At 68.9% G+C, this 26384-nt stretch carries 24 protein-coding genes and 1 pseudogene; 17 read left to right on the plus strand and 8 right to left on the minus strand.

The window, feature by feature from the left end; genetic code table 11:
* The first annotated feature begins 17 nt into the window (after positions 1 to 17).
* Complete coding sequence (locus H4W30_RS00555) at positions 18 to 914, plus strand: LLM class flavin-dependent oxidoreductase (protein ID WP_192740985.1); 897 nt, start codon at positions 18 to 20, stop codon at positions 912 to 914.
* A gap of 175 nt (positions 915 to 1089) precedes the next feature.
* Here the strand turns inward: H4W30_RS00555 and H4W30_RS00560 are convergent, their stop codons facing one another.
* The gene (locus H4W30_RS00560) at positions 1090 to 1476 is read right to left on the minus strand and encodes a MarR family winged helix-turn-helix transcriptional regulator (RefSeq protein WP_192740986.1); all 387 of its coding nucleotides are present in this window, start codon (positions 1474 to 1476) and stop codon (positions 1090 to 1092) included.
* Positions 1477 to 1562: 86 nt separating this feature from the next.
* Between H4W30_RS00560 and H4W30_RS00565 the strand changes: the two genes are divergently transcribed.
* Positions 1563 to 3020, plus strand: coding sequence for an MFS transporter (locus H4W30_RS00565; RefSeq protein ID WP_192740987.1), 1458 nt, complete (start codon positions 1563 to 1565; stop codon positions 3018 to 3020).
* 52 nt (positions 3021 to 3072) lie between these two features.
* On the opposite strand, the gene H4W30_RS00570 is transcribed toward H4W30_RS00565, so the two are convergent.
* Entirely contained in the window at positions 3073 to 4323 is a 1251-nt protein-coding gene (locus H4W30_RS00570; protein ID WP_192740988.1) for a cytochrome P450, read from the minus strand.
* A 47-nt stretch (positions 4324 to 4370) separates the two neighbouring features.
* Here H4W30_RS00570 and H4W30_RS00575 point away from each other — a divergent pair, with 47 nt between their 5' ends.
* On the plus strand, positions 4371 to 5099 hold the full coding sequence (locus H4W30_RS00575) for an alpha/beta fold hydrolase (RefSeq protein WP_192740989.1): 729 nt from the start codon (positions 4371 to 4373) through the stop codon (positions 5097 to 5099).
* Here the strand turns inward: H4W30_RS00575 and pdxR are convergent.
* From pdxR to H4W30_RS44815, 3 genes and pseudogenes are all read right to left on the minus strand, one after another.
* Entirely contained in the window at positions 5096 to 6532 is a 1437-nt protein-coding gene (gene pdxR, locus H4W30_RS00580) for a MocR-like pyridoxine biosynthesis transcription factor PdxR (protein WP_192740990.1), read from the minus strand. The two genes, H4W30_RS00575 and pdxR, sit on opposite strands and share 4 nt — an antisense overlap.
* A 12-nt stretch (positions 6533 to 6544) precedes the next feature.
* Positions 6545 to 10153, minus strand: coding sequence for a methionine synthase (metH, locus tag H4W30_RS00585; RefSeq protein WP_192740991.1), 3609 nt, complete (start codon positions 10151 to 10153; stop codon positions 6545 to 6547).
* Between the two features lie 115 nt (positions 10154 to 10268).
* Positions 10269 to 11239, minus strand: a pseudogene (locus tag H4W30_RS44815) (acyltransferase family protein).
* Between the two features lie 174 nt (positions 11240 to 11413).
* Here H4W30_RS44815 and H4W30_RS00590 point away from each other — a divergent pair.
* The 5 genes from H4W30_RS00590 to H4W30_RS00610 are packed head-to-tail and all read left to right on the plus strand — an operon-like array spanning position 11414 to position 14301.
* The gene (locus tag H4W30_RS00590; RefSeq protein WP_192740992.1) at positions 11414 to 11848 is read left to right on the plus strand and encodes a hypothetical protein; all 435 of its coding nucleotides are present in this window, start codon (positions 11414 to 11416) and stop codon (positions 11846 to 11848) included.
* Positions 11849 to 11874: 26 nt separating this feature from the next.
* Positions 11875 to 12333, plus strand: a complete 459-nt coding sequence (locus H4W30_RS00595; protein WP_192740993.1) for an SMI1/KNR4 family protein — start codon at positions 11875 to 11877, stop codon at positions 12331 to 12333.
* Positions 12330 to 12857 (plus strand): SMI1/KNR4 family protein, encoded by a 528-nt coding sequence (locus H4W30_RS00600; RefSeq protein ID WP_192740994.1) that lies wholly within the window; start codon positions 12330 to 12332, stop codon positions 12855 to 12857. Before H4W30_RS00595 ends, H4W30_RS00600 begins: the two co-directional genes overlap by 4 nt.
* Entirely contained in the window at positions 12854 to 13783 is a 930-nt protein-coding gene (locus H4W30_RS00605; protein WP_192740995.1) for an SMI1/KNR4 family protein, read from the plus strand. Before H4W30_RS00600 ends, H4W30_RS00605 begins: the two co-directional genes overlap by 4 nt.
* Before the next feature lie 32 nt (positions 13784 to 13815).
* Complete coding sequence (locus H4W30_RS00610; RefSeq protein ID WP_192740996.1) at positions 13816 to 14301, plus strand: SMI1/KNR4 family protein; 486 nt, start codon at positions 13816 to 13818, stop codon at positions 14299 to 14301.
* A gap of 4 nt (positions 14302 to 14305) precedes the next feature.
* On the opposite strand, the gene H4W30_RS00615 is transcribed toward H4W30_RS00610, so the two are convergent.
* Positions 14306 to 14980, minus strand: a complete 675-nt coding sequence (locus tag H4W30_RS00615) for a peptidylprolyl isomerase (RefSeq protein WP_192740997.1) — start codon at positions 14978 to 14980, stop codon at positions 14306 to 14308.
* Between the two features lie 125 nt (positions 14981 to 15105).
* Between H4W30_RS00615 and H4W30_RS00620 the strand changes: the two genes are divergently transcribed.
* Entirely contained in the window at positions 15106 to 15708 is a 603-nt protein-coding gene (locus H4W30_RS00620; RefSeq protein WP_192740998.1) for a hypothetical protein, read from the plus strand.
* Between the two features lie 12 nt (positions 15709 to 15720).
* Here H4W30_RS00620 and H4W30_RS00625 read toward each other — a convergent pair whose 3' ends face one another.
* Positions 15721 to 15990, minus strand: a complete 270-nt coding sequence (locus tag H4W30_RS00625) for a DUF2631 domain-containing protein (protein WP_126736056.1) — start codon at positions 15988 to 15990, stop codon at positions 15721 to 15723.
* 95 nt (positions 15991 to 16085) lie between these two features.
* On the opposite strand from H4W30_RS00625, the gene dxr reads away from it, so the two are divergent.
* The 6 genes from dxr (at position 16086) to map (ending at position 23519) form a co-directional block, all read left to right on the plus strand.
* Positions 16086 to 17291 carry a 1-deoxy-D-xylulose-5-phosphate reductoisomerase gene (dxr, locus tag H4W30_RS00630; protein ID WP_192740999.1) on the plus strand — a complete coding sequence of 402 codons (1206 nt, stop codon included), beginning with the start codon at positions 16086 to 16088 and terminating at the stop codon, positions 17289 to 17291.
* A 3-nt stretch (positions 17292 to 17294) separates the two neighbouring features.
* Positions 17295 to 18536, plus strand: a complete 1242-nt coding sequence (locus H4W30_RS00635; protein ID WP_192741000.1) for a M50 family metallopeptidase — start codon at positions 17295 to 17297, stop codon at positions 18534 to 18536.
* 118 nt (positions 18537 to 18654) lie between these two features.
* Complete coding sequence (gene ispG / locus H4W30_RS00640) at positions 18655 to 19806, plus strand: flavodoxin-dependent (E)-4-hydroxy-3-methylbut-2-enyl-diphosphate synthase (RefSeq protein WP_167373562.1); 1152 nt, start codon at positions 18655 to 18657, stop codon at positions 19804 to 19806.
* Between the two features lie 122 nt (positions 19807 to 19928).
* Entirely contained in the window at positions 19929 to 20783 is an 855-nt protein-coding gene (locus H4W30_RS00645) for a GNAT family N-acetyltransferase (RefSeq protein ID WP_126736053.1), read from the plus strand.
* Positions 20784 to 20832: 49 nt separating this feature from the next.
* On the plus strand, positions 20833 to 22638 hold the full coding sequence (locus tag H4W30_RS00650; protein ID WP_192741001.1) for a penicillin-binding transpeptidase domain-containing protein: 1806 nt from the start codon (positions 20833 to 20835) through the stop codon (positions 22636 to 22638).
* A 23-nt stretch (positions 22639 to 22661) separates the two neighbouring features.
* Positions 22662 to 23519, plus strand: a complete 858-nt coding sequence (map, locus tag H4W30_RS00655) for a type I methionyl aminopeptidase (protein ID WP_192741002.1) — start codon at positions 22662 to 22664, stop codon at positions 23517 to 23519.
* Between the two features lie 72 nt (positions 23520 to 23591).
* On the opposite strand, the gene H4W30_RS00660 is transcribed toward map, so the two are convergent.
* The gene (locus tag H4W30_RS00660) at positions 23592 to 24281 is read right to left on the minus strand and encodes a FadR/GntR family transcriptional regulator (protein ID WP_192741003.1); all 690 of its coding nucleotides are present in this window, start codon (positions 24279 to 24281) and stop codon (positions 23592 to 23594) included.
* A 48-nt stretch (positions 24282 to 24329) separates the two neighbouring features.
* Between H4W30_RS00660 and H4W30_RS00665 the strand changes: the two genes are divergently transcribed.
* A complete protein-coding gene (locus H4W30_RS00665) occupies positions 24330 to 25577 on the plus strand; it encodes a CynX/NimT family MFS transporter (RefSeq protein WP_192741004.1) in 1248 nt (415 codons plus the stop codon).
* A gap of 54 nt (positions 25578 to 25631) precedes the next feature.
* The gene (locus H4W30_RS00670; protein WP_225948707.1) at positions 25632 to 26144 is read left to right on the plus strand and encodes a hypothetical protein; all 513 of its coding nucleotides are present in this window, start codon (positions 25632 to 25634) and stop codon (positions 26142 to 26144) included.
* The last annotated feature ends 240 nt before the right edge of the window (positions 26145 to 26384 follow it).

Raw genomic sequence — 26384 nt, forward strand, 5'->3', positions numbered from 1 at the left:
GAACTTGAGGAGTGGTGATGACACTGTTCGGCTTCGGGCTCGAAACCGGCGTCGGCGAGGTGGAAGACCTCCTGCGGCACGCCGAACAAGCCGACCGCGCGGGACTCGACCTGGTCAGCCTGTCCGACCATCCGTACTTCGCCGACCGGCTCGACGCCTACGCGGCGCTGGGCGTGATCCTCGGCCGGACGTCGCGGGTCACGGCCGCGGTCAACGTGACCAACCTGCCGAGCCGTCCCGCGCCGATGCTGGCGAGGACGATCACGTCGCTTTCGGCGCTCTCGGGCGGCCGGGTCGCGCTCGGCATCGGCGCGGGCGGGCTGTGGCGGGAGATCGCCAAACTCGGGGTCGCGCACCGGACGCCCGCCGAGGCGGTCCGGGCGATGGGTGAGGCGATCACCCTGATCAAGGCGCTTTCCGGCGGCGGGGCGCCGGTGACCTTCGAGGGGGAGTTCTACTCCGTCGACGGGCTGGTGCCGGCGGCCGCGCCCGCGCCCCCCGTGTGGACGGGTGCCGTCGGTCCCAAATCCCTCGCGGTGACCGGAAAACTCGCGGACGGCTGGATCCCGGGCCACGCCGCGGACTGGCTCAGCCCGCGGTTCGCCGAATCCCGTCCGGTGATCGACCAGGCAGCCATCGACGCGGGCCGCGACCCCGGCGAGGTCGTCACCATTTACAACTTCCCCGGCCGCATAACGGAAAAGCCCACGGCGTCGCCGCGTGACGACGAGGGGCGGTGGGTCGGTGGTTCGCCGGAGCAGTGGGTCGACGAACTGGTCACGGCGGTGCGCGACCACGGCGCCGCGGGCTTCATCTACTTCCCGGTCGAAGACGGGACCACTACCGACAGCGCGCTCGGCCGCTGGGGGAACGAGGTCGTCCCGGCGATCCGTGAGGAGCTGGCCCGGGGCTGACCATGATCGCCTCGTGAGTGACGAGGTCCGTGAAGGCCTCCTTGCCTCGGCTCAGCCGAGGAAACTCGACCTTCACCCCTTCCCAAGTACGTGAAGGCCCCCTTCACTGCGCTAGACGCAGTGAAGGGGGCCTTCACGTACTTCAGGGGCAAGCAAAGGAGCGGTGGCCTGGAGGTCAGGCTTCGACGGTGAGGGTCTCTTCGAGGGTCGCCCGGTGCGTCGGCTTCGCCTCTTCGTAGCGACGGCGACCCTCGTCGGTCACGACGACGAAGATCCCGCGCCGGTCCGACTCGCAGAGCGCGCGCTGGACGAGCCCTTCGCGCTCGAGGCGGGCTACGAGCCGTGAGGTGGCGCTCTGGCTCAGGTGGACGACCTCGGTCAGATCGGCCGCGCGGCATTTGCCGACGTCGCAGTTCACCAGCCGCTCGAGGGCTTCGAACTCGGTGACACCGAGGCCGTGGCCCTCCTGGAGGCGGCACTCGAGGCGGCCGAAGACCGCCGCATGCCGGGCGGAAAGTTCGCGCCACTCCTGCAGCAGGTCTTGTTCGGCGACGTCGCTCACGCGGCCCAAGATAGCATGCACGTGAATTTTATGCAAAGTCATTAAATGCACTTGCATTAGATGCGCGTGCATGTACTGTACGGATCATGAGTTCTTCCGTGCAGCTGTCCACCAGCTCGACAAGGTGGGACGCGCGCCTCTGGGGTGTCCTGCTCACTGTGTCCGTCGTCGTTGGCCTCGACGCGCTCGACGTGTCGATGGTCGCCGTCGCCCTCCCGTCCATCCAGGCCGAACTCGGCCTGTCCACCGGTGCCCTGCAATGGATCATCAGCGCCTACGTGCTCGGCTACGGCGGCCTGCTGCTCCTCGGCGGGCGCACCGCCGACCTGCTCGGCAGGCGCCGGGTCTTCCTCGTCGCCGTCGCGGTTTTCGCGCTCGCCTCCCTGCTCGGCGGCCTCGTCGACGACGGCGCGCTGCTGATCGCCACCCGCTTCATCAAGGGTCTCGCCGCCGCGTTCACCGCGCCGGCCGCGTTGTCCATCATCACCACGACCTTCCACGAAGGCCCCGCCCGCAACCGGGCGATCAGCATCTTCGCCGTCTTCGGTGCGAGTGGTTACTCCGCGGGCCTCGTCTTCTCCGGGCTGCTCACCGAGGTGGGCTGGCGCTGGACGTTCCTGCTGCCGGTGCCGATCGCGCTCGCCGCGCTGGTCGCCGCGATCAAGCTGATCCCGTCCTACTCGCCGCAGACCGGTGGCGGCTACGACTTCCCGGGCGCGATCACCGGTGCAGCCGGTTCGCTCCTGCTGGTCTTCGCCGTGGTCGAGGCACCGGAGATCGGCTGGGCCGCGCCGCGGACGCTGATCTCGTTCGCCCTCGCGCTCGCCCTGCTCGTCACCTTCGTGTTCATCGAGAAGCGCAGCAAGCACCCGCTGCTCCGGCTCGGCATCCTGCGCTCCGGCCCGCTGGCCCGCGCCAACCTCGGTGGCGCGACGTTCTTCGGCGCCTACATCGGTTTCCAGTTCGTCGTCATGCTGTACCTGCAGAACGTGCTGGGCTGGTCCGCGTTGCAGACCGCGCTCGGGTTCCTGCCCGCCGCGCTGATCGTGGCCTTCGGTTCGCCGAGGATCGAGCCGCTGATCGACCGGCTCGGCACCCCGCGCACGATCCTCGCCGGTGTCGTCGCCCACGTCATCGGGTACGCGCTGTTCCTGCGGATCGACGAGAGCTCCAGCTACGCCGGCTCGGTGCTGCCGAGCATGATCCTGCTGGGCATCGGCTTCATGCTGGCGTTCTCCTCGCTGAACATCCAGGCGACCAACGGCATCTCCGACGACGAGCAGGGGCTCGCCGGCGGGCTGCTGAACACGTCGATCCAGGTCGGCGGCGCGATCGGCCTCGCCATCGTGACCGCGGTCCTGACCGGGAACTCCGGCGGCGCCACCGGCTCGGCCGCGCTGCTGAACGGACTGGCGCCCGCGCTCACCGTGGTCACCGGTATCGCCGTGATCAGTGTCCTGGTGGCCCTGTCCGGAATCGTCGGCCTGCGCAAGGCCGAAGCCCGTTCCACCGTCGCCGAACCGGAGTTCGCCGCGGCCGAATGACCAGGGGGTGATGGGCCCCTTCCCGCGCTCGGGGGCGGGAAGGGGCTCGTCGCTACCAGCGGATCGGCAGCGATTTCAGCCCGTTCTGGAAGTTCGACCGCAACCGCACCGGAGCACCGGCGGGTTCGACCTCGCCGAGCTGGTCCAGTACCGCTTCGAACATCGCGCGCAGCTGCACCCTGGCGAGCTGGGCGCCGAGGCAGAAGTGCGGGCCGTGCCCGAAGGTCAGGTGATCGTTGGGAGCGCGGCCGATGTCGAAGCGGTCCGGATCCTCGAACACGGTTTCGTCGCGGTTCGCGGCGGAGAACCAGACGACCACCTTCTCACCGGCGCGGATGTCCACATCGGACAGGACGACGTCCTCGGTCGCGGTCCGGCGGAAATGCATGACCGGCGTCCACCAGCGCAGCATCTCTTCCACCGCACCGGGAAGCAGGGAGCGGTCGGCGAGCAGCCGCCGGTACTGATCCGGATGCGCCAGCAGCGCCTGCATCCCGCCGGGGATGCCGTTGCGCAGCGTTTCGTTACCCGCCACGGAAAACAGCCAGAACAGGTTTTCGAACTCCTCGATGGACACCCGGCCGCCCTCTTCGACGTGACCCATCAGGTTGCTCATCACGTCGTCACCGGGGTTCCGGCGTTTGTACTCGCCGAGCGCGGTGGCATACGCGTAGAGATCCGGCATCCCCTCGCGAGTGCGCGGATCGGGCATCGACCCGTCCGGCCCCGGAACCGGCCGGACCGCCAGCGCCGCCCGCGCGAGATCGGTGACCTCGTCCGCGTCGACGGTCGCGCTCACCGCGTAGTCGGCGTCCTGATAGCCGATCACGCGATTGCTCCAGTCGTACATCAGCCGCCGGTCCCGCTCGGGGATCCCGAAGACCTCGGCGAGCGTCAGCAGCGGGAGATCGGCGGCGACCGCGGCGAAATCGCACTCGCCGTCCGCGCGGACACCGGCGATCAGCTCCCTCGCCCAGCCCTGGATCCGCTCGGTCAGCTTGGCGACCGCGCGCGGCGTGAACGCCTTGGTGAGCAGGCCCCGCAGCCGGTTGTGCTCGGGCGGATCCATGTTGAGCATCATCCGGCGGACGTAACCGAGGTCCCGCTCGGTCGCCGGATCACGGATCTGCGTCCCGCCGAGGTGCGACGAGAACAGCTTCGGGTTCTTCAGCACGTGCTTGACGTCCGAATGCCGCAGCACGGCCCAGAAATCGTCCACGCGTACGACCGGCGACTCCCGGCGCAGCGCCGCGAGGTGCTCGTACGGCACGCCTCGGGTGTATACGTCCGGATCGGTGATCACGGCCCGAGACTAGCCCGCGAGCGGGGGACTGCGGAAAGATCCGTCCGGTGGACAAGCTGAAGATGCGCACCGCCGGAACCGAAGGCCCCGCCGTGCTCCTGCTGCACGGCCTCGGCGCGACGGGCGCGGTCTGGGACGGCCTGATGCTGCAACCCGGCTACCGCTGGCTGGCGCCCGACCTCCCCGGTCACGGGGCTTCACCGCACTCGACGCATTACTCCTTCGGCGGCTTGGCCGCGGCGGTCGCCGACGTGCTCCCGGAACGCGGTCCGCTGCTGGTGATCGGCCATTCCCTGGGCGGTGTGGTCGGGCTCGCGCTGGCCAGCGGGTGGTTCGGGCTCCGGGTCGACGGGTTGCTCGCGGTGGGGGTCAAGGTCGAATGGAGCGAGTCCGAACTCGCGAAGGCCGCCGACATGGCGGCGAAACCGCCCAGGGTGTTCACGGCCCGCGAGGACGCCGAACGAGCCTTCCTCAAGATCGCCGGGTTGACCGGTCTGGCCGAAGCGGACCCCGACGGCATCGTCGAAACCGAGGGCGGCTGGCGGCTCGCGCTGGACCCGCGGGCCTTCGCTGTCGGCGCTCCCGACATGCCCGGACTCCTCGGGGCGGCGCGCTGCCCGGTCGCCCTGGCCGCCGGTGAGCACGACCCCATGAGCCGTCCCGAACAGCTTCGCGCGCTCAGCGAGGCTTCTGTCGAACTTCCCGGGCTCGGCCACAACGCCCACGTCGAAGACCCGGCCGTGCTCCTGGCCTTCCTCGGGCAATTCGGCGGCTAGCGCCTGATCTTGCCCAGGACGGCGATGCCCTCGGCGATGTCGCTCGCCGGGCTCGCCCCGTAGCCGAGGACGAGACCCGGATTCATCGGCCGCTGACAGTGCCACGACAGCGGCTGCACCTTCACCCCCTGCTCCAGCGCGGCGGCGGCGAAGTCGAGGTCGGAGAACTCCGCGTCGAAGGTGATCGTCAGGTGCAGCCCCGCGGCGGCGCCGTGCACCACGGCGTCCGGGAGATGCGTCCGGAGCGCGTCGATCATCGCGTCCCGGCGGCGGCGATGCCGTTTGCGCACGAACCGCAGCTGCCGCTCCATCTCGCCGGACTCCATCAGATGCGCGAGCACCAGCTGCGGGAGGACGGCGTTGCCGAGGTCGGCGAACCGTTTGGCCGCCACCACCTCGTCCCGGTACCGCGACGGGACCAGCATCCAGCCCACCCGGAGCGCGGGCGCGAGCCACTTCGACACGCTGCCCGCGTAGCAGACCTGCTCGGCGAGCATCGAGCGCAGCGCGGGAACGGGCGGACGGTCGTAGCGGTGCTCGGCGTCGTAGTCGTCCTCGATGATCAGCCCGCCGTCCGCGGCCCAGCGCATGAGTTCGCGACGGCGTTCCCCGCCGAGCACGACCCCGGTCGGGAACTGGTGCGCCGGTGTGAGCAGCACGGCGGGCGCGCCACTGCGCACGAGCTCGCCGACGTCGACCCCGTCCTCGTCGACGCGGATCGGCGGCGTCGCCAGCCGCCGGTCGTGCAGATGCTGACGGGCGCCCAGGGAACTCGGGTCCTCGACGGCGATCTCGGAGATGCCGTTCTCGAGTAGCACCTGGGCCAGCAGCCCGAGGCCCTGCGCGACACCGGCGACGATCAGCACGTCGTCGGCGTCGACGGTGATGCCGCGGGTGCGGGCGATCCAGTGCGCGATCGCGAGCCGCAGCGCGGGCGCGCCCCGCGGATCGCCGTAGCCGAAGTCCGCCGCCGAAAGGCTGTTGAGCACCGTGCGTTCGGCACGGAGCCAGGCCGTCCGCGGGAACGCCGTCAGATCCGGCACGCCGGGGGACAGGTCGATCCTCGCCGGGGTCGCCCGCAGCGAGTCGAAGACGCCGATCCCGGGCGCGGGCCGGAAGATCGTGCCCGCGGCAGGCGGACCCGAGGCCGTCTGCTCCTTGGTCCTCGCCGGTGCCGCGACGACCACCGTGCCCGCGCGGCCGCGTCCGGCGACGTGCCCGTCCTCGACCAGCCGCTGGTAGGCCTCGGTGACCACGCCGCGGGAGACCCGCAGGTCGGCGGCCAGCGCCCTGGTCGCGGGCAGCCTGCTGCCGACCGGCAGGCGGCCGTCGGAGATGGCGTGCCGCAGCCGCGACGCCAGCCAGTCCGACCGGCGCCCCGGCGGGGCGTCCCCGATGTCCAGCTGCAGGAAGTCCGAACCTTCGGCAGTCACCTGATCATTGTGTCATTCGGGCTCGTAGGCGAGGTTCGGGCGCAGCCACTGCTCCACAGTGGACAGTTCGACGCCGCGACGGGCCGCGTAGTCCTCGACCTGGTCCTTGCCGAGCCGTCCGACGGTGAAGTACCGCGAATCGGGGTGGGCGAAGATCAGCCCGCTGACACTCGCCGCCGGTGTCATCGCGAACGACTCCGTCAGCGCCATGCCGAAGCTGCCCGCGTCCAGCAGGTCGAACAGCTCCTGCTTCTCGCTGTGGTCCGGGCTCGCCGGGTAGCCCAGTGCCGGGCGGATGCCCCGGAACTTCTCGGCGTGCAGGTCCTCCAGCTTCGGATCGGCGTCCGGCTCGAACCACTCCCGTCGCGCCTGGAGGTGCAGGTACTCGGCGAACGCCTCCGCGAGCCGGTCCGCGAGCGCCTTCACCATGATGGCGCGGTAGTCGTCCTGCTTCGCCTCGAACTCGGCCGCGAAGTCCTCGGCGCCGAGGATGGTGACCGCGAAGCCGCCGAGGTGATCGCCCGCGCCGGCCGGGGCGATGTAGTCGGACAGGCAGCGGTTGGGCCGCGACAGCGGCTTCTTGGTCTGCTGGCGCAGCATCGGGAACTTGACGCCCGATTCGAGGATGATGTCGTCGCCCTCGGAGTGCGCCGGCCAGAACGCGTACGCCCCCTTCGCCTGGAACCGCTCTTCGGCGATGATCTGGTCCATCAGGGCGTTCGCGTCGTCGAACAGTTCCCGCGCCACCGGGTTGTCCAGGATCGCCGGGTACTTGCCCTTCAGCTCCCAGGCCAGGAACAGGAAGGTCCAGTCGATCATCTCGCGCAGCTCGGTGAGCGACGGCGAGACGTACCTGACGCCGGTGAACGCGGGCGTCGGGATGTCGTCGAAGGAGACCTTCTCCGGGTTGGCCCTCGCCTCCTCGACCGTCAGCAACGGCGTCCGCTGCTTGTTCGCGTGCTGGACGCGCAGCTCTTCCTGGTCCTCGCGGTTCTTCTTGTCGAGGATCTCGGCGCGGTCGGCGTCGAGCAGGTCGCCGACGACGCCGACGACACGGGAGGCGTCGAGGACGTGCACGGTCGTGTGCTCGTACGCGGGCGCGATGCGGACCGCGGTGTGCTGGCGTGACGTGGTCGCGCCGCCGATCAGCAGCGGCAGCTTCAGCCCGCGCCGCTCCATTTCGGCGGCGACGTTGACCATCTCGTCCAGCGACGGCGTGATCAGGCCCGAGAGCCCGATGGCGTCCGCGCCTTCGGAGACGGCGGTGTCCAGGATGACCGAGGCCGGGACCATCACGCCGAGGTCGATCACCTCGTAGTTGTTGCAGCCGAGGACGACGCCGACGATGTTCTTGCCGATGTCGTGCACGTCGCCCTTGACCGTCGCCAGGACGACCTTCCCGTTGCCCTGGCGGGTTTCGATCCGGCCTTCGAGGCGCGCCTTCTCCTTCTCGGCCTCCATGAACGGTTCGAGGTAGGCGACCGACCGCTTCATCACGCGCGCGCTCTTGACCACCTGCGGCAGGAACATCTTGCCGGACCCGAACAGGTCGCCGACGATCTTCATGCCGTCCATCAGGGGGCCTTCGATGACCTCCAGCGGCCGCGGCAGCTTCTGGCGCGCTTCCTCGGTGTCCTCTTCGATGTAGTCGACGATGCCGTGCACCAGCGCGTGGCTCAGCCGTGCTTCGACCGTGTTCTCGCGCCAGGACAGGTCGACCGTGCGCTGGGTTCCCTTGCCGTTGACCGTTTCCGCGAACGTGACCAGCCTGTCGGTGGCGTCCTCGCGGCGGTCGAAGAGCACGTCCTCGACCAGTTCCAGCAGATCCTTGGGGATGTCCTCGTAGACCGCGAGCTGCCCGGCGTTGACGATGCCCATGTCGAGCCCGGCGCGCACCGCGTGCAGCAGGAAGGCCGAGTGCATCGCCTCGCGCACGACGTTGTTGCCGCGGAAGGAGAAGGAGAGGTTCGAGATACCGCCGCTGATGTGCACGCCGGGGCAGCGTTCCTTGATCCGCGGCAGCGCGTCGATGAAGGCCTTGGCGTACCCGTTGTGCTCGGAGATACCGGTCGCGACCGCGAGCACGTTCGGGTCGAAGATGATGTCCTCGGCGACGAAACCCGCCTGCTGGGTGAGCAGGTCGTAGGCGCGGGCGCAGATTTCGACCTTCCGGTCGGCGGTGTCGGCCTGGCCCTGTTCGTCGAAGGCCATCACGACCACGCCCGCGCCGTAGTCGCGGATGCGGCGGGCCTGCTGGAGGAACTGCTCCTCGCCCTCCTTGAGGCTGATGGAGTTGACGACTCCCTTGCCCTGCACGCATTTCAGTCCGGCCTCGAGCACCGTCCAGCGCGAGCTGTCGATCATGATCGGCAGCCGGGCGACTTCGGGTTCGGTGGCGATGAGGTTCAGGAACGTGGTCATCGCCTTTTCGCTGTCGAGCAGGTCGGCGTCCATGTTGACGTCCAGCAGGTTCGCCCCGCCGCGGACCTGCTCCAGCGCGACGTCGACGGCGGCCTGGTGGTCGTCGGCCTCGATCAGCTTCCGGAACTTGGCGGAACCGGTGACGTTGGTCCGCTCGCCGATCATGACGAACCCGGTGTCCTTGCCGATCTCGAACGGCTCCAGCCCGCTGAACCGCGTGTGCGGCTTCGGGGCCGGGACGTTCCGCGGCTTCATCCCGCGGACGGCGTCGGCGATCTCCTTGATGTGCGCGGGGGTCGTGCCGCAGCAGCCGCCGACGACGTTGACCATCCCGGCCGTGGCGAAGTCGCCGAGCAGCCCGCCGGTCTCCTCGGGCGTCTGGTCGTAACCGCCGAACGCGTTCGGCAGACCCGCGTTCGGGTGACAGGCGGTGTATGTGCCCGCCAGGCGGGACAGTTCGGCGATGTGCGGGCGCATCTCCTCGGCGCCCAGCGAACAGTTGACGCCGACGAGCAGCGGATCCGCGTGCTCGATGGAGCTCCAGAACGCCTCGACCGTCTGCCCGGACAGCGTCCGGCCGCTCAGGTCGACGATCGTCACCGAGATCCACAGCGGCAGATGCGGCGCGACGTCGCGGGCGGCGGCGATGGCGGCCTTGCAGTTGAGCGTGTCGAAGATCGTCTCGATGAGCAGCAGGTCCACGCCGCCCTCGGCGAGCGCCTTGATCTGGTCGGCGTACGCGGCGTACACCTCGTCGAAGGTGACCGCGCGGAACGCCGGATCCTCGACCTTGGGCGACAGCGACAACGTGACGTTCAGCGGCCCGACCGACCCGGCGACGAACTTCCCGCCCGCCGCGTCCGCCGCCTCGCGGGCGATCTGGGCGCCGCGGAGGTTCATCTCGTACGCGAGATGCTCGAGCCCGTAGTCCGCCTGGCCGATCGTGGTGGCGGTGAAGGTGTTGGTGGTCGTGATGTCCGCCCCGGCGTCCAGATACTGGCGGTGGATGTCGAGCACGACGTCCGGCCGGGTGATGTTCAGCAGGTCCGGGTCGCCGGTGATGTCACGGGGGTGGTCCTGGAACCGCTCGGTGCGGTAGTCCTCTGGCTTGAGGCCGGCGTTCTGGAGCATCGACCCCCACGCCCCGTCGAGCACGACGATGCGCTCATCCAGCAGCTTTCGCAGGGCGGTCGTTTCCATCCAGCGCTCCTCCCATGTCGTGGGAGGCGCCCTTGCGGTGAAGTCCGGGGCCGAGCGTGGCGGACCCGGCGGTCCGTTGCAGCGCCTCTCGACCTTGGTGCCCAAGACTACCGGATCAGGACAAGGCCACTCCGCCTGAATTGCTCTCCTGCTGGCCGGCGCGGGTTCGACTTTCCCGCATCGTGGGACGGGGCGGGTTCGGCCTGCGTGGGCCACGATCCTGCGGCCGACGTCGGTCATGGGTACCTCGACCCGGTGGCGGAGGACGTCCGAGATGACCAGGGCGACGACGGTCACGGCGACCGCGGTCAAGGTCCGATGCGGGCCCATTTGGGGGTCGACAAGGCGACCACGGCCGCCGCCACCCCTACAAGAGATGCACGAAGTAGGACCTCTCGCCGATGAACCGCATCGCCGGGGGGGCGAAGAGCCAGGCGATCGGACCGCGCGGGACCAGTGAGGTGATGAACGGCGCGGTCAGTACGGCGCACGTGGTTCCGCCGTCCTGGAAGTCGATCACGTGGAGCTGAAGGACCACGAGAGCCGCGAGCAGGACGAGGCGGGCGATGAGATGGGTGAAGACGCGGAGGACCGCGAAGCCCTTGCGGTAGTGGAGGTCGATGGCGAGGGGGCAACCGATGATGATGCGGCGTGCGGCATCACCGGGATCAGCGCGACCAGCGCGATCGCCAGCCGAGTCGCTTCGGGAAGCTCAGCGCCGCGACTGGCCGAACAGTGCGTTATGGGAACTCGTTCGTCAAGGTCAGGAGGTATGGCGTGGCTCCGGAGGGTCCGCTGGTGGTGTATGCCCAGAGTCGGTGAATAGAACGGAAGAATGCGGAACGCGCGATGGATATAGAAGTTCGCGAGCGAGATCTTGCCGTTTTCGGTCTTCTTCACGCGGCGCCAGTGTGGTGATCAGGAAACCGGAAGGAACGAAGAACAGGTGGACGCCGATCCACCCGTTGCCCATGGCCCACGACGGTCCTCGTGGTGGAACACCACCACGAGGAGCGCGGCGATCGCGCGCAACCCTTCGAGGGCCGGGAATCTCCTTGTGGACAGGTGCTGCTCGTGAGTCATCATCGTCGCCCCAGGCGTCACCGGCCTTCCTGCCGGGTAAGGATGCGCCACTCTGCGGAGTGAAATACTGGTTCCTGTGCGGGGCTGCGCATTCGCCGTGTGGATCGACGGCGCCTGTTGGAGATTAACCGGCTGACGCGGCCCGTCGGGCTCGAATTACTCGAAGGTGGATAGACGTTGGCGATCGACTATGAAGCGTGGTGCGCCGAGGAGCCGCGGGTGGCGTCGGTCGCTCGTGTGGCCACGGTGACGATGCGACTTCTGCTGGGCGTCGACAACATCGAGATCGTCGTCACCGGTGAGGCCGAGCTGACATGGAGCTTCAGCTGGGGGAGTGCCGCCGGAGCACGGGTGATGGTCATGGGGCCGGAGTACGCCGAGATCCCGGGACGATGGTCGGTCTTCGCCGCGGCCGACTCCCGCGGGGTGGACCTCGATGAGCTTCTCTCGCTGATGATCGTCATCGCGGCCGGGGTCGTACACGGCGGTGAGGTGGTCGACGAGAGTGGCAGGCTCGCGCAGCGCGTGAACGAGCCAGGCGAGCTCATGCTCAAGGTGTTGAGATCGGGCGAACGGGAGCCCGCGAGACTGGTGGAGTGTTTGAAGTCGTGAGCGGCCGGCGAGAGGGGTGAACGGTCATGGAGTTCGATGAGTTCGATGCCCTCGTGCTGCGGACCAGGGAAAGGCTGCCGACTCAGGACTATCCCGAAGACTTCTTCCCATTCGATTCATGGCGTTCGTCCGAGGAGGAGATCGAGCATGTCGAGCACGAGCTCGATGTTCGCCTTCCTTCGCAGTACAAGGAATTCATGGTGCGACATGGCGGCGGCGGGTTCCTCTTCGTCGATCTGCTGCCGGTCGTCGCAGCTGACCCGAGGGAAGAAGACCTCGTCTCGGTCAATCGTGGTCTCCTGCGGGAGGCTGGATTTCTCGCGGTGGCACCGGTCGGTACCGGGGACTGGTGGGGCTTCACCTTGACCGGGAACGAGTGTGGCGAAGCGGTCGATTTCCGATTCCACGAAGATGGCCTGCGTGAACGTGAGGCGCCCGGCTTTCTCGACTTCCTGGTTCGGCAGGGGCTTCGGTGGGACTCGTGAAATTCGATGGGCACGGACCGGATCTGCGCTTCTGGACTCAGCGGATGTCCTTCCTGAGTGCCGAGTTCGAGCGGGGATTCGAGGCGAGGTGCGGCTACCCGCCGGGCGGGAACCAAGTGGTCCTGGCGTACGAGGCTCCAGGCGGTAGCCGACTCCTCGCGGACCTCGGCCGCGCGACGGAGCTGGTGGATTTCTATGCCGTCGTGCGAGAGGTGTCGTTGCCGGATCTCGGTAACGGCATTTTCGTGCATTCGGCGCGGGAAGTGCTCGCCGGGTTGCGCGGGGCGATGCCCACCCTGCTCGGCGGTGCCACAGAGGACTCGATCATCGTTTTCGGGTCGGATGGGGGAGGCGCGCTGTTCGCGCTCAGCACGAGCGGCCGCGGCGTGTACCGGCTTCGCGGTGGCGCCGTTTTGGCCGGCACATACGATGCGGATCAGGCGGAGGTCGCCACGGTGGCCCCGGATCTCCGGCGATTCCTGGACACCGTCCTCGCTGAAGTGGAAGGCCGAGTCGTCGAATGAGTGTCGACGCGAGCGAGCGGCTGATCGATCTGGTGCGCGCGAACGGCGACCTGTCGAACCACGCCGACGGCGCGGACGAGGGGATGATCAGCTCCGCTGAACGCACTTTGGGTGTCGCGTTCCCTCCCTCATATCGACGCCTGGTCGAGGAATTCGGCACCTGGGACATCGCGGGACTGGAGTTCCTCGGTGTGTACCGCACTCCCGGCTACGGCCCGGGCTTGCTCGGATCCGTCGCCGAGACCTTGGACATGCGACGGGACCACGGGCTGGCCCCCGAGCTGATCGTGGTGATGTTCGACGGCATGGGTGGTGCGGTCGTCCTCGATTCCTCGCGGCCGGACGACTCCGGTGAGTATCCGGTCCTGGCCTGGTCTCATGCCGACAAGACTCCGGAGAAGCTGGGGGACGACTTCGGTTCTTTCGCTCTCGCACTGTGCGCGCGGTCTGTGTACCGCGAAGGAGCGAAGCTCCCGATCGATTCTGCGATCACTGTCGCGCAAGATCTCCTCGGGGTGCCTGGATCACGCCGGAAGCCTCCGGCTGTCGACGAGGTCGTATCGGCCATCCGCGGCTTCGAAGCCGTCGCGTTCGCTGTGCCAGATGGCACTGACACCGATGGTTTTCTTTTCGAGTACAGCGAAGTGAACTGGCTCTCCGAGCCGATGTTCGCGGTGAGGTTCGTACGGCAGATGCAAATCGTCGATGCCGCCGGTGAGCATGACGAGTACTCGCAAGTCAGCTTCGAGTTCCACTGTCGGGTGGATGTGGACCTGCGATCGGTCGGGAGCCGTGCGGTGTGGTGGTTTCGTAGCGACGGCACCGACTTCGAGGAATGGCTCGCATCGGTGACGCGGGATCCGGTGTGGAGGGTGCTCCGGCGGAAGGAGATCGCCGAATTCGTTCTCACACAGGAATCTGTCTGACTTCGGCGAGCAGTGATTTGGGGAGGACGACGGTGGTCGAACCGTTCGCAAGCGAAGACATGTTCACCGGCCCACCTGTCGACGATGCGCTGATCGCTGAGACCGAGAAACGACTCGGGTATCGCCTCCCGTCGTCCTATTTGGACGTCCTGCGCCGGACGAACGGCGGGTCCCTCCGGCGCAGGCGGTGTCCGACGTCGTTCCCTACCTCGTGGGCGGACGATCATTTCGAGGTGCGATCGCTGATCGGAATCGGCGGCGCCCGGGGAATCGACTCGAACGGCGGACACGGAAGCAAGGACATGATCGCGGAGTGGGGGTACCCGGATATCGGGATCGTCCTCTTCGACATGCCTTCCGGTGGGCACGACGCGGTCATGCTCGACTATCGCGAATGCGATGGCGATGCTGAGCCATCCGTCGTATATCTCGACGAAGATCGGGTTCCCCGCCGGGTCGCCCGTGATTTCGCCGAGTTCCTCGGGCTCCTGGTCGAATCCGGCGACTCGCGAGTCTGAACGATCAGAAACCCACGGTCGCCTTCTGGATCTTCACCGGCTTCGCGGGCAGCCCGTCCTGCGGACCGTTCGGATCCGTCGGGATGATGCCGTTCGCCACGATCCGGTCCAGCACCTCCATGCCGCGCACGACCTTGCCCATCACCGAGTAGTTCTTCGGGATGTTCGCGAACGAGTGCACGATGAAGAATTCGCTGCCGTTGGTGCCGGGGCCCTGGTTGCCCATGGCGATGGTGCCGCGTTCGTAGGTCTCGGTGCCGTCGACCTCGTCCGGGAACTTGTAGCCCGGCCCGCCCTTCTCGGCTTCGTAGATATCGCCGCACTGAAGGACTCCGAGGCGCGACGAGTTCGTCAGGCGCCAGCACTGGCTGCGGTCGTAGAAACGCTGCAGCGCCAGGCTCGCCAGGTTGTGGACGGCGCACGGCGCGGCGCCCGCGCGGTTCAGGCGCACGGTCACCGGGCCGTAGTTGAAGCGGAAGGTGACGTCGACGGTGCCGCGCGTGAACGCGAAGGGAAGCGGGCGCAGCACCGGGCGGGCCGCGGGGTTTTCCGGCGTCGGGGTGAACTCGCAGCGCACGATCGGCACGGACGCCGGGGCGGGCGCGGCGGTGGCCACACCGGGCAGCAGGACGGCGGCGAGAGCGGAAACGACAGCGGTGACACCCCAGCGCAGCTTCATGAGGGGGAACCTAACCCAAAAGGATGGTCGTCGGGTAGCCGTTCACGCGGGCGCGCGGTCCAGGTGGTCGTGAGTGGCGATTCGGGTTAGAACACGAATCGCCACTCACGACCACCTGGAGCCGCATGTTCACCGCCGCGTACCTCGCCCTTTCCCTCGTCCTGCTCCCGCCCACCGAGATCCGCCCGGACCAGGTCGAACACGTCGCCCTGCCCTGCGTCCAAGCAGGCGCGACGACGGATGACGCGGACGCGGCCAAAAGCCTCAATCAACAGCTCGCCACCAAGATGCGCGGCTACATGAACCCGTACAACACGTCGTGCGCCAGAGTGATCGTCGAGACGGTCCAGAGATCGGGGTTCAACGATCGCGCGGCGGCCATCGCGATCGCCACGGTGATCGTCGAATCGAGTATCGCCAACCTCGACGGCGGCCTCGGCGACTCGGTCGGGCTCTTCCAGCAGCGCGCGAGCTGGGGGAGTTTCGAGCAGCGGACGGACCCGGTCTGGGCGACCGGCCGGTTCCTCGCCGTGATGCGGCAGTTCTACCCGAACGACTCGTGGAACGACGTCGCCATCGGGGAGGTCGCCGCGGTCGTCCAGCGGCCGGCGGCGAAGTACCGGCATCGCTACGGCGTCGAGGCGGGTGACGCGGTCAAGATCGTCAACGAGTTGTGGTCCCAGAACGGCCGATGGCCCCTGCCCACGAAGGTGGACAGGGGCCATTGAGCCGTGAAGAAGCTACTTGCGCCAGGCCGTGCGCTGCTTGCGGATGTCCAGCACGAGGCCGAACACGAGCAGCAGGGACAGGCCGATCAGCCACAGGTTCTCGGTCCAGCCGTGGTGGTTGCCGTACAGCATCACCAGCAGGATGATCGCGGTCAGCCAACCGGCGATCCGCGTCGCCTTCGGGAAGGAACCGTGCCAGCCCCACTCGGCCGACGGCTCGTCGCGGGGGTCAACGGTGTCGACGCCCACCCGGCCGCGCTTTTCGACCGCCTTGCTCGCCACGATCAACTCCTCAAAACCCGATGGTTCGCTTGCCCGCGAATGATCCCACACCTGGCTGCACGCGCCCGACGGGCCCCAAGCGACAATGAGCCCCGATGACTACCTCGCGAAGTGTGCTCGTGCTCGGTTCGACCGGATCGGTCGGCGCCCAGGCCCTCGACGTCGCGGCCCGCAACCCGGAGCTGTTCCGGGTCGCCGGGATCGCCGCCGGCGGGTCCGACCCCGCCGCGCTGGCCGCGCAGGCCCTGGCGCACCAGGTCGACGCCGTGGCGATCAGCAGGCCGACGGCCGTGGAAGACCTGCAGCTCGCGCTGTACGCCGAGGCGCAGAAGCGCGGCTACAACCGCGGCGACTTCAAGCTCCCGCGCATCTTCGCCGGGGCCGACGCGGTCGTCGAGATGATCGACGCCACCCCGGTCGACGTCGTGCTCAACGCGCTCCCCGGCTCCCAGGGGCTCCCGCCGACCCTGCGCGCGCTCGCCACCGGCGCCACGCTCGCGCTGGCCAACAAGGAGTCGCTGATCGCGGGCGGGCCGCTGGTCCTTGCCGCGGCCAAACCCGGCCAGCTGGTCCCGGTCGATTCCGAGCACTCCGCGATCGCGCAGGCCCTGCGCGCCGGCCGTGAGTCCGAGGTCGCCCGGCTGGTGCTCACCGCCTCGGGTGGCCCGTTCCGCGGTCGCAAGCGCGAGGAGCTGGCGGACGTCACGGTCGAGCAGGCGATGGCGCATCCGACCTGGTCGATGGGCCCGCTCATCACGATCAACTCGTCCACCCTGGTCAACAAGGGGCTGGAGCTGATCGAGGCGAAGCTCCTGTTCGACATCGAGACCGACCGCATCGACGTGGTCGTCCACCCGCAGTCGATCATCCACTCGATGGTGACCTTCGTGGACGGCTCGACGATCGCCCAGGCCAGCCCGCCCGACATGCGGCTGCCGATCGCGCTCGCCCTGCACTGGCCGGACCGCGTGCCCGGCGCAGCGGCCGCGTGCGCCTGGGACCAGCCCGCGAGCTGGACCTTCGAGCCACTCGACAACGACGCGTTCCCCGCCGTCGAGCTGGCGCGGCACGCCGGGACCGTCGGCGGCTGCGTCCCGGCGGTCTACAACGCGGCGAACGAGGAGCTGGTGGCCGCCTTCCTGGCACAGAACACCGGCTTCACCTCGATTGTGGACACTATTGCCCAGGTGGTGGAAGCCGCCGACGAATGGCGTCGTGAACCTCGCGACGTGGATGACGTACTAGCTGCCGAGCGCTGGGCTCGCGCGCGTGCCGGTGCGCTGATCGGTAAGGGGAAGTAGCGCGTGGTCTTCATTCTCGGGATCGTGCTGTTCGCGCTGGGCATCTGCCTGTCCGTCGCGCTGCACGAGGCCGGCCACATGTGGGCGGCGAAAGCCTTCGGCATGAAGGTCCGGCGCTACTTCATCGGCTTCGGGCCGACGATCTTCTCCTTCCGCCGCGGTGAGACCGAGTACGGCATGAAGTGGATCCCGCTCGGCGGGTTCTGCGACATCGCGGGCATGACCGCGCTCGACGAGGTCACCCCGGAAGAGTCGAAGCGCGCGATGTGGCGCTTCAAGACCTGGAAGCGCACCGTCGTCATGTCGGCGGGTTCGGCGATGCACTTCATCCTCGGGTTCATCATCCTGTACCTGATGGCCGTCACCATGGGCCTGCCGAATCCGGCCGCGCAGGCCGCGCCCACCGAGGCCGTGATCAGCGCCACGTCGTGTGCTCGTCCGGCCACCACCATGGAGCAGCTGAACGACACGGCCTGCCCGCCCGGCGCCCCGACCCCCGCGAAGACCGCCGGTCTCCAGGCCGGCGACAAGGTCGTCTCCGTCGCGGGCAAGCCGATCAAGACCTGGCGCGAGATGCTCGCCGCCGTCCAGGTCGCCAGTGGCCCGACGCCGTTCGTGGTCGAGCGGAACGGCCAGACGCTGAACCTGACCGTCGACGTGCCGCGCGTGCAGCGGCTGGTCGCCGACGGTTCCAACAACACCACGGTCAAGGACGTCGGCATGATCGGCGCCTCGCCGGTCCAGAACACCGCGCCGCCGATGCTGGCCTACGGCCCGGTCGACGCGGTCGGCGCGACGTTCTCCTTCACCGGCACGATGTTCTCCGAGACCGCCAAGCGGCTGATCGAGTTCCCGTCGCGGATCCCCGCGGTGGTGGATTCCATCTTCGGCGGCGAGCGCGACCCGAACACCCCGGTCAGCGTGGTCGGCGCCAGCCGGATCGGCGGCGAGGCCGCCGAGCGCGGTCTGTGGGAGATCTTCGTGCTCCTGCTGGCGAGCCTGAACTTCTTCATCGGCGTGTTCAACCTGCTGCCGCTGCTCCCGCTCGACGGCGGGCATATCGCGGTCGTCTGGTACGAGCGGGTGCGGGACTGGTTCCGCAAGCTGCGCGGGAAGGCGGCGGGCGGGCCGGTCGACTACACGAAGCTCTCCGCGGTGACGATGGTGCTCGTCTTCATCGGCGGCGCGGTGACTCTGCTCACCGTCACCGCCGACATCGTGAACCCGGTCAAGCTGTTCCAGTGACGCGGGAGGACGGCGAGAGAGCGCGCTGTCAGCGTCGTTGCGCTGCCCAGGTAATGCTGCTCACCGTGACGGCTGACGTCGTGGATGTCCGCCGATCGGGGTAGGTACGCTTGAGGGCGTGACTGTCGCTCTTGGTATGCCAGCGCTTCCTCCTCCCGTCCTCTCCGAGCGTCGCAAGACCCGACAGCTGCAGGTCGGGCCGGTCGGCGTCGGCAGCGAGCACCCGATCTCGGTGCAGTCGATGACCACCACGCTCACCTCCGACGTCAACGCGACCCTGCAGCAGATCGCCGAGCTGACCGCTGCGGGCTGTGACATCGTCCGCGTCGCGTGCCCGTCGGCGGACGACGCCGAAGCGCTGCCCGCGATCGCGAAGAAGTCGCAGATCCCGGTGATCGCCGACATCCACTTCCAGCCGAAGTACGTCTTCGCCGCGATCGAGGCGGGCTGCGCGGCGGTCCGGGTGAACCCGGGCAACATCCGCAAGTTCGACGACCAGGTCAAGGAGATCGCGCGGGCCGCGAAGGACCACGGCACCCCGATCCGGATCGGCGTCAACGCGGGTTCGCTGGACAAGCGGATCATGGACAAGTACGGCAAGGCGACCCCGGAGGCGCTGGCCGAGTCGGCGCTGTGGGAGGCGTCGCTGTTCGCCGAGCACGACTTCTACGACGTGAAGATCTCCGTGAAGCACAACGACCCGGTGGTCATGGTGCGCGCGTACGAGATCCTCGCCGAGCAGTGCGACTACCCGCTGCACCTCGGCGTCACCGAGGCGGGCCCGGCGTTCCAGGGCACCATCAAATCGGCCGTGGCCTTCGGCGCGCTGCTGCGCCAGGGCATCGGCGACACCATCCGCGTTTCGCTCTCGGCGCCGCCGGTGGAAGAGGTCAAGGTCGGGATCCAGATCCTGCAATCTTTGAACCTCAAGGAGCGCAAGCTCGAGATCGTCTCCTGCCCCTCGTGCGGCCGCGCGCAGGTGGACGTCTACACCCTCGCCGAGCAGGTCACCGCCGGCCTGGAGGGCATGGAGGTCCCGCTGCGTGTCGCGGTCATGGGCTGCGTCGTCAACGGGCCCGGCGAGGCGCGCGAGGCCGACCTCGGCGTCGCTTCGGGCAACGGCAAGGGCCAGATCTTCGTCAAGGGCGAGGTCATCAAGACCGTGCCCGAGCACGCGATCGTCGAGACGCTGATCGAAGAGGCCATGCGGATCGCCGAGGAGTCGGGCCAGACGATCGGTGAGGGCGAGCCCACCGTCACCGTCGGCTGACTGGTCGAGACCACGCCGGGAACGGACCTTTCCCGGCGTGGTGATCTCGACCTGCCGAAGTTCTCTCAGCGTGTCGTGAAGCTTGCGTTCCGTTTACGCCGCTCATCTGGCACCCTGGAGTGGTGTTGCGGCTTGCAGGTGCACGGCTGCTCGATGATCGGGACTATCCCGCGGTCCGTGCCGCGCTCGCCACAGACCCGGTCGGCAGCTGCATGGTCAGTGCCAGGGTGGAGACCGCGGGTCTCGACCCCTGGCGGCTCGGTGGTGAGCTCTGGGCCGCGGATTCCCGCCCCGTTCGCGCGGGCAGGCTCCAGGGGCTGTGCTTCTCCGGGCCGAACTTGATCCCCTTGCGCGGCAACGCCTCCGCTCTGCGTTCCTTCGCCGATCGAGCCCTGCGCCGTCAGCGCACCTGTTCGTCACTGGTCGGCCCGGCCGAGCAGGTTCTGGGGCTCTGGGACGAACTCGAGCCGGAATGGGGCCCCGCCCGCGAAGTCCGGCACGACCAGCCGCTGCTGGCGCTCGACGGGATCCCGTCCGTGGCCGCCGATCCGCTGGTCCGCGCGGTACGCCCGGAGGAACTCGACCGGTATCTCCCGGCCGCGATCGCCATGTTCATCGAGGAGGTCGGCGTCGACCCGCGCAACGGTGACGGTGGCGCCGGGTATCGCGCCCGAGTCGCCGAGCTGATCGCCGGCGGCCGCGCGTTCGCCCGGTTCGAGGACGGCGAGGTCGTCTTCAAGGCCGAGATCGGCGCGATGTCCTCGACGGTCGGCCAGATCCAGGGTGTCTGGGTGCATCCGGAACGCCGCGGCGGCGGGGTCGGCACGGCCGGGACGGCGTCCGTGGTGACCAGGCTCGTGCGGGGGATGGGCCGCACGGCGAGCCTGTACGTCAACGCCTACAACAGCCCGGCGCTCGCCGCGTACCGCAAGATCGGCTTCCAGCAGGTCGGCCGGTACGCGACGGTTCTGTTCTAGGCCGTGTCGCGTCCGGCCGGGAAGGGCCGGGGCTGGCAGGATCCGAAGCATGCCTGCAGGTCGTCGTGTCGCCGTCGTCGTGCTCGCGGGGGTGGTGGGCCTCTCGGCCGCCGGATGCGGCCTCTTCGCCGATTCCGGTCCTGAAGACGCCATCTCGGGCTTCCTCGGCGGTCTCTCCTCCGGCGACGTCGCCGCCGCGGCCTCGTTCACCGATTCGCCGGAGGCCGCGCGCGCGTCGCTGGAGATGGCCCGGAAAGCGCTTTCGCCCGAGTCGATCGCCGTGGTGGACAAGCAGGTCCAGCATGCGTCCGGGGCGGACAACGGGACGGCGACCTACCAGCTCACCTGGAAGCTGCCGCGCGGCCGGACCTGGACGTACAAGGCCGACGCGCAGGTCCATTCCACGCAGGACGGCTGGAAGGTGCGCTGGTTGCCGACGGCGCTCCATCCGCAGCTGGCCGCGCAGCAGAGCATCGCGCTGAAGGCCGATCCGCCGGATCTCGCGCCGGTGCTGGATCGCGACGGGATGCCGTTGCTGCGTCCGCAGACGGTCGTCAGCGTGGTGCTCGACCCGGCGAAGGCCGGCGATCTGGTGGCCGTCACCGACAAACTCGGCGCGGCGCTCAACCGGTTCGAGGCGTCGGTGACCGGTCAGTCGATCCGCGACGGGGTGAAGACGCTCAAGCCCGGCTCGGGCTATCCGGTGGTGAGCCTGCGGGCGAACAGCTACCAAGAGGTGAGGCCCGAGATCTACGACCTGCCGGGCGTGCGGTTCAGCCAGCAGGAAAGGCTGCTGCCCGACGACAAGAACTTCGGCAAGCAGGTGCTGCCCGCGGTGCGGTCGCTCGTCGAGGACCAGGTGGAGGGCTCGGCGGGCTGGCGCGTCGTCACGCTCGACACGGGCGGCGGCGAGATCACCGATCTGCACTCCGAGAACCCCAAGCCCGCGCCCGCCGTCGTCAGCACGCTCAGCGTGAAGGCGCAGGGTTCGGCGGAGCGGGCGCTCGCCCCGGTCCCGACGGCCTCCGCGCTGGTCGCGATCCAGCCGTCGACCGGTGAACTGCTGGCGGTGGCGCAGAACGCCGCAGCCGACCCGCAGGGCGCGATCTCGCTCACCGGCCGGTTCCCGCCGGGCTCCACGTTCAAGATGGCCACCGCCGTCGCGGGGCTGACCGCGGGTTCGGTGCGGGCGGACAGTCCCGTCGACTGCCCCGGCACGGCCACGTTCGAGAACCGGACGGTGCCGAACGAGGGCAAGTTCGCGCTCGGCGTCGTCCCGCTGTCCACGGCGTTCGCCAAGTCCTGCAACACGACGTTCGCGAAACTCGCGACCGATCTGCCGCCCGCCGCGCTGACCGACGCCGCGCGTGACCTCGGCATCGGCGCCGACTTCGTGATCCCCGGCCTGACCACGATCACCGGTTCGGCCCCGCCGGCGAACACCGTCGCGCAGCGGGCGGAGAACGGGTTCGGCCAGGGGACCGTCGTGACGAGCCCGTTCGGGCTGGCGGTCGCCACCGCGACGGTCCAGTCCGGCAAGGTCCCGGTGCCGACGCTGGTGCGGGGGATGGCCACGACGTCGTCCGGACTCGGCAAGCCGATCAAGCCGGAGGTGCTCGACGCGCTGCGCGGGATGATGCGCGAAGTCGTCACCGACGGCACGGCGACGCTGCTCAAACCCTTGGCGGACGTCCGCGGCAAGACAGGGACGGCACAGTTCGGCGACGGCACGCGTTCGCACGGCTGGTTCGTCGGCTACACCGGAGACCTGGCCTTCGCGGTGCTGACGACCGACGCGGGAACGTCCAGGCCCGCGGTCGAGGCCGCCCAGCGCTTCCTGACGGGGCTCGGCTAGCCGTCAGGTCGTAGGCTGGTCCCATGTCCGTTCGCTCCCCCTTGAAGCCCGGTGTCCAGACGCCGCGGCGAGTCGTCCCCGCCAGCATCGCCCGTCCCGAGTACGTCGACCGGCCGGCGCCGAAACGCGACACGGGCAACGGGGTCCGCACACCCGAGGTCATCGAGGCGATGCGGGTCGCGGGCCGGATCGCGGCGCAGGCGCTCGAGGAGGGCGGCAAGGCCGTCAAACCCGGTGCGACCACCGACGACATCGACAAGGTGATCCACGAGTTCCTGCTGGACAACAACGCGTACCCGTCGACGCTGGGCTACCGCGCGTTCCCGAAGTCGTGCTGCACCTCGCTGAACGAGGTGATCTGCCACGGCATCCCGGACTCGACGGTGATCGAGGACGGCGACATCTGCAACATCGACGTCACCGCGTTCATCGGCGGCGTCCACGGCGACACCAACGCGACGTTCCTGGCGGGTGACGTCTCCGAGGAGGCGCGGCTGCTGGTCGAGCGCACGCGCGAGGCGACGATGCGCGCCATCAAGGCCGTCCGCCCCGGCAGGCAGCTCAACGTGATCGGCCGCGTCATCGAGTCCTACGCGAAGCGGTTCGGCTACGGCGTCGTGCGCGACTTCACCGGCCACGGCGTCGGCCCGGCGTTCCACACCCCGCCGACCGTGCTGCACTACGAGGAGCCGTCGGTCGACACGGTGATCGAGCAGGGCATGACCTTCACGATCGAGCCGATGATCACCCTCGGCACGATCGACTACGACATCTGGGCCGACGACTGGACCGTCACCACCAAGGACAAGAAGTGGACGGCGCAGTTCGAGCACACCCTCGTGGTGACCGAGGACGGCGCCGAGATCCTCACGCTGCCCTGAGCGGCCCGCAGCGCGTGAAGGCCCCCTTCCCTCGGCTCAGCCGAAGGAAGGGGGCCTTCACGCGCTGAAGGGTCAGCTCTCGTCCTGCTCCACGCGGGCCAGGAGTTCGTCCAGGAAACCGCACGCCTCGCTGGCGGCCCGGTCGGCGTCCTGGTCGGCGATGGCCTCGGCGAGGCCTTCATGCCCTATCTCCGGCAGGTACTCGCGCCCCGGCGTCACGTTCGAGGTGGCGGCCACGCTGGCCGTGATCACCTCGGTGAGCCCGCGGTACATCTCGGTCAGCAGCGTGTTATGTCCACTTTGGACGACGGCGAAGTGGAATTCCGCGTCGAGCCGGGCGAACTCCTCCCAATGGCCCTCGCGCAGCTCGGCGTTGCGGCGTTCGAGCAGCGCCTTGAGCTCGGCGACCTCCTCGTCGGTCCGCGCGGCGGCCGCGAGCCGGGCGCCTTCGACCTCGAGGATGCGCCGCACCTGCAGCACCTCGCGCAGTTCCGAACCGCACAACCGCCGGATCGCGCCCGAGACCTCGCTCGTCGCCCGCACGTAGGTCCCGTCGCCCTGCCGGACCTCGAGCAGCCCCGTGTGCGCGAGCGCCCGGACGGCCTCGCGGACGGTGTTGCGCCCGACGCCGAGCTGTCCTGCCAGCTCCGGTTCGGTCGGAATCCGCTGACCGATGGGCCATTCTCCCTGCGTGACGGCGTCACGCAGCTGCTCGATGACCTGATCGACCAGGCCGGCACGGCGCGTGGTGGCCAATGGCACAGCGTTGTCCCTTCATCCAATCATCCTATGTATGTGATACTAGCCGACGTGCGTGTCGACTCTCGAGAATCCGTGGCCCCGTTCGACGAAAGCCTTGAACTCGAAGGCTCGATCGAAACGGAGTGGCGGCCGGGAGTGATCACCGGCGGCGTGCTGCTCGGTGTCGCGGTGATCCTGGTGGCGCTCAACCTGCGCCCCGCGATCACCAGTGTCGGGCCCATGCTCGGCGAGATGCGCGACGACCTCGGCGCCACGGCGACCTGGGCCGGCGTGCTCACCACGCTCCCCGGCCTCTGTTTCGCCGCCGCCGGTCTCGCCGCGCCCCTGCTTGCCCGCCGGTTCGGCATCGGCGCGGCCATCGCCTCCGCGCTTTCGGTGCTGGCCGTCGGCCTGGTGCTGCGCGTGCTCGACGGACCGTACGTCGTGCTCGGGGGGACCCTGGTGGCCACGGCGGGAATCGCACTGGCGAACGTACTGATCCCGGTCGTCATCAAGGACTCCTTCCCGGCACGTGTCGGCATGATGACCGGCGTGTACACCGCCGCTCTGCAGGGCGGTGGCGCCCTGGGGTCCGCGCTCACCCCTCCCTTGGAGAACGCGTTCGGCGGCTGGCGCCAAGGTCTCGGCGCCTGGTCGGTACTGGCGGTGCTCGCACTCCTCGTCTGGATTCTCGCAGCCCGCGGTGCGGGACGTGCGCCCGTTGCCGAGGCAGGCAAGCAGGGTAGCGGGCGATCGCTCCTGCGTAGCCCCCTTGCGTGGATGGTCACGCTCTTCTTCGGGACTCAGGCCTTTTTGGCCTACGTCGTGATGGGCTGGCTGCCGGAGGTGATGATCGACGCGGGGGTGAGCAAGGGTGATTCCGGCCTGCTGCTCGGCCTGATCTCGCTCATCGCCGTCCCGATCAGTCTCGTGGTCGCGCCGATGGCCGCGCGGCACAAGAGCCAGAGCCCGTGGATCGTCGGGCTGGGCGTTCCCGGTTTCGCCGGCATGGTCGGCATGATGGTCGCTCCCGCCGCCTCGCCGCTGCTCTGGTGCCTCCTCATCGGGCTCGGGATGAGCGTCTTCTCGCTCGCGCTGACGGTGATCGCGCTGCGGGCGCGCACCGGCGAGGACACCGCGCGGCTGTCGGGGATGGCGCAGGGCATCGGCTACCTGATGGCCGCCGTCGGGCCCTTCCTCTTCGGGCTGCTTCACGACCTCACCCACGGCTGGACCGTTCCCTGGATCATGATGCTCGCCGTCTTCGCCGCGCAGATGACCTTCGGTGCCTTGGCCGGTCGCCGCCGCTTCGTCTGAACGCGTTCAAAAACATCTTGACCCCACCGGGGGCGGAGCCATAGCCTGAGCGAGTTGAACCTGTTCAAAAACTCGGTCCTGGGGGTCGGCGTGATGGAGGGACTGGCGTACGGCTCGGCTTTGGCGTGTTTTGCCGCGGTGTGTGTCGCCGTGGCGCCGGAACGGCCCGCGGCGGTGGGTTCGCCGCACGAGTTCTACCGCGCCGTCGACCGGGTGTGCGTGCGGGTGTGGAAGGACAGCGGCGCCGATATCGAGCGCTACTGGCCGGATCCGGAGGGGGACGCCGCGACGGAGCTGCGCAAGTGGCAGCACTACGTCGCGACGCGGGTGGACGACGCCAAGGACGTCCTCAAGGGGGCGACGGGGGTCCGCGCGGTGCCGGGAGGGGCGGCGTCCGCGCGGGAGGAGTTCTTGGCGGCGATCCGCCGGTACGTCGAGGCGGGCGAGCGGTTCTCGGGGGAGGGGGCCCGCTCGGCCGTCTTGATGGGCGCCTCGGACGTCGAGAGGGACGCGGTGAGCGCGCTCGCGGCGCGGAACGGGGCCCGGGCCTGCGACCGCGTCGTTTGACCGCGTCTAGTCCTCTAAATGCGGAGGGTTAAGGCGCAGGCGGGCAGGTTGCGAAAGCCACTTTCGCAACCTTCAAGGTTGCGAAAGTGGCTTTCGCAACGTCAGTGGAGCCGTAGCGCGTCGCTGATGTGCCCCCTGGAGAACCCTGCGGTCGAGACGTGTCGCGAAAGCCACTTTCGCGACGTCTGATGTCCTGAAAGTGGCTTTCGCGACATGGCCACCGATCGGGCCGGGACGAGC

Origin of the sequence: Amycolatopsis roodepoortensis, assembly GCF_014873915.1 — a bacterium.
Classification (GTDB): domain Bacteria; phylum Actinomycetota; class Actinomycetes; order Mycobacteriales; family Pseudonocardiaceae; genus Amycolatopsis; species Amycolatopsis roodepoortensis.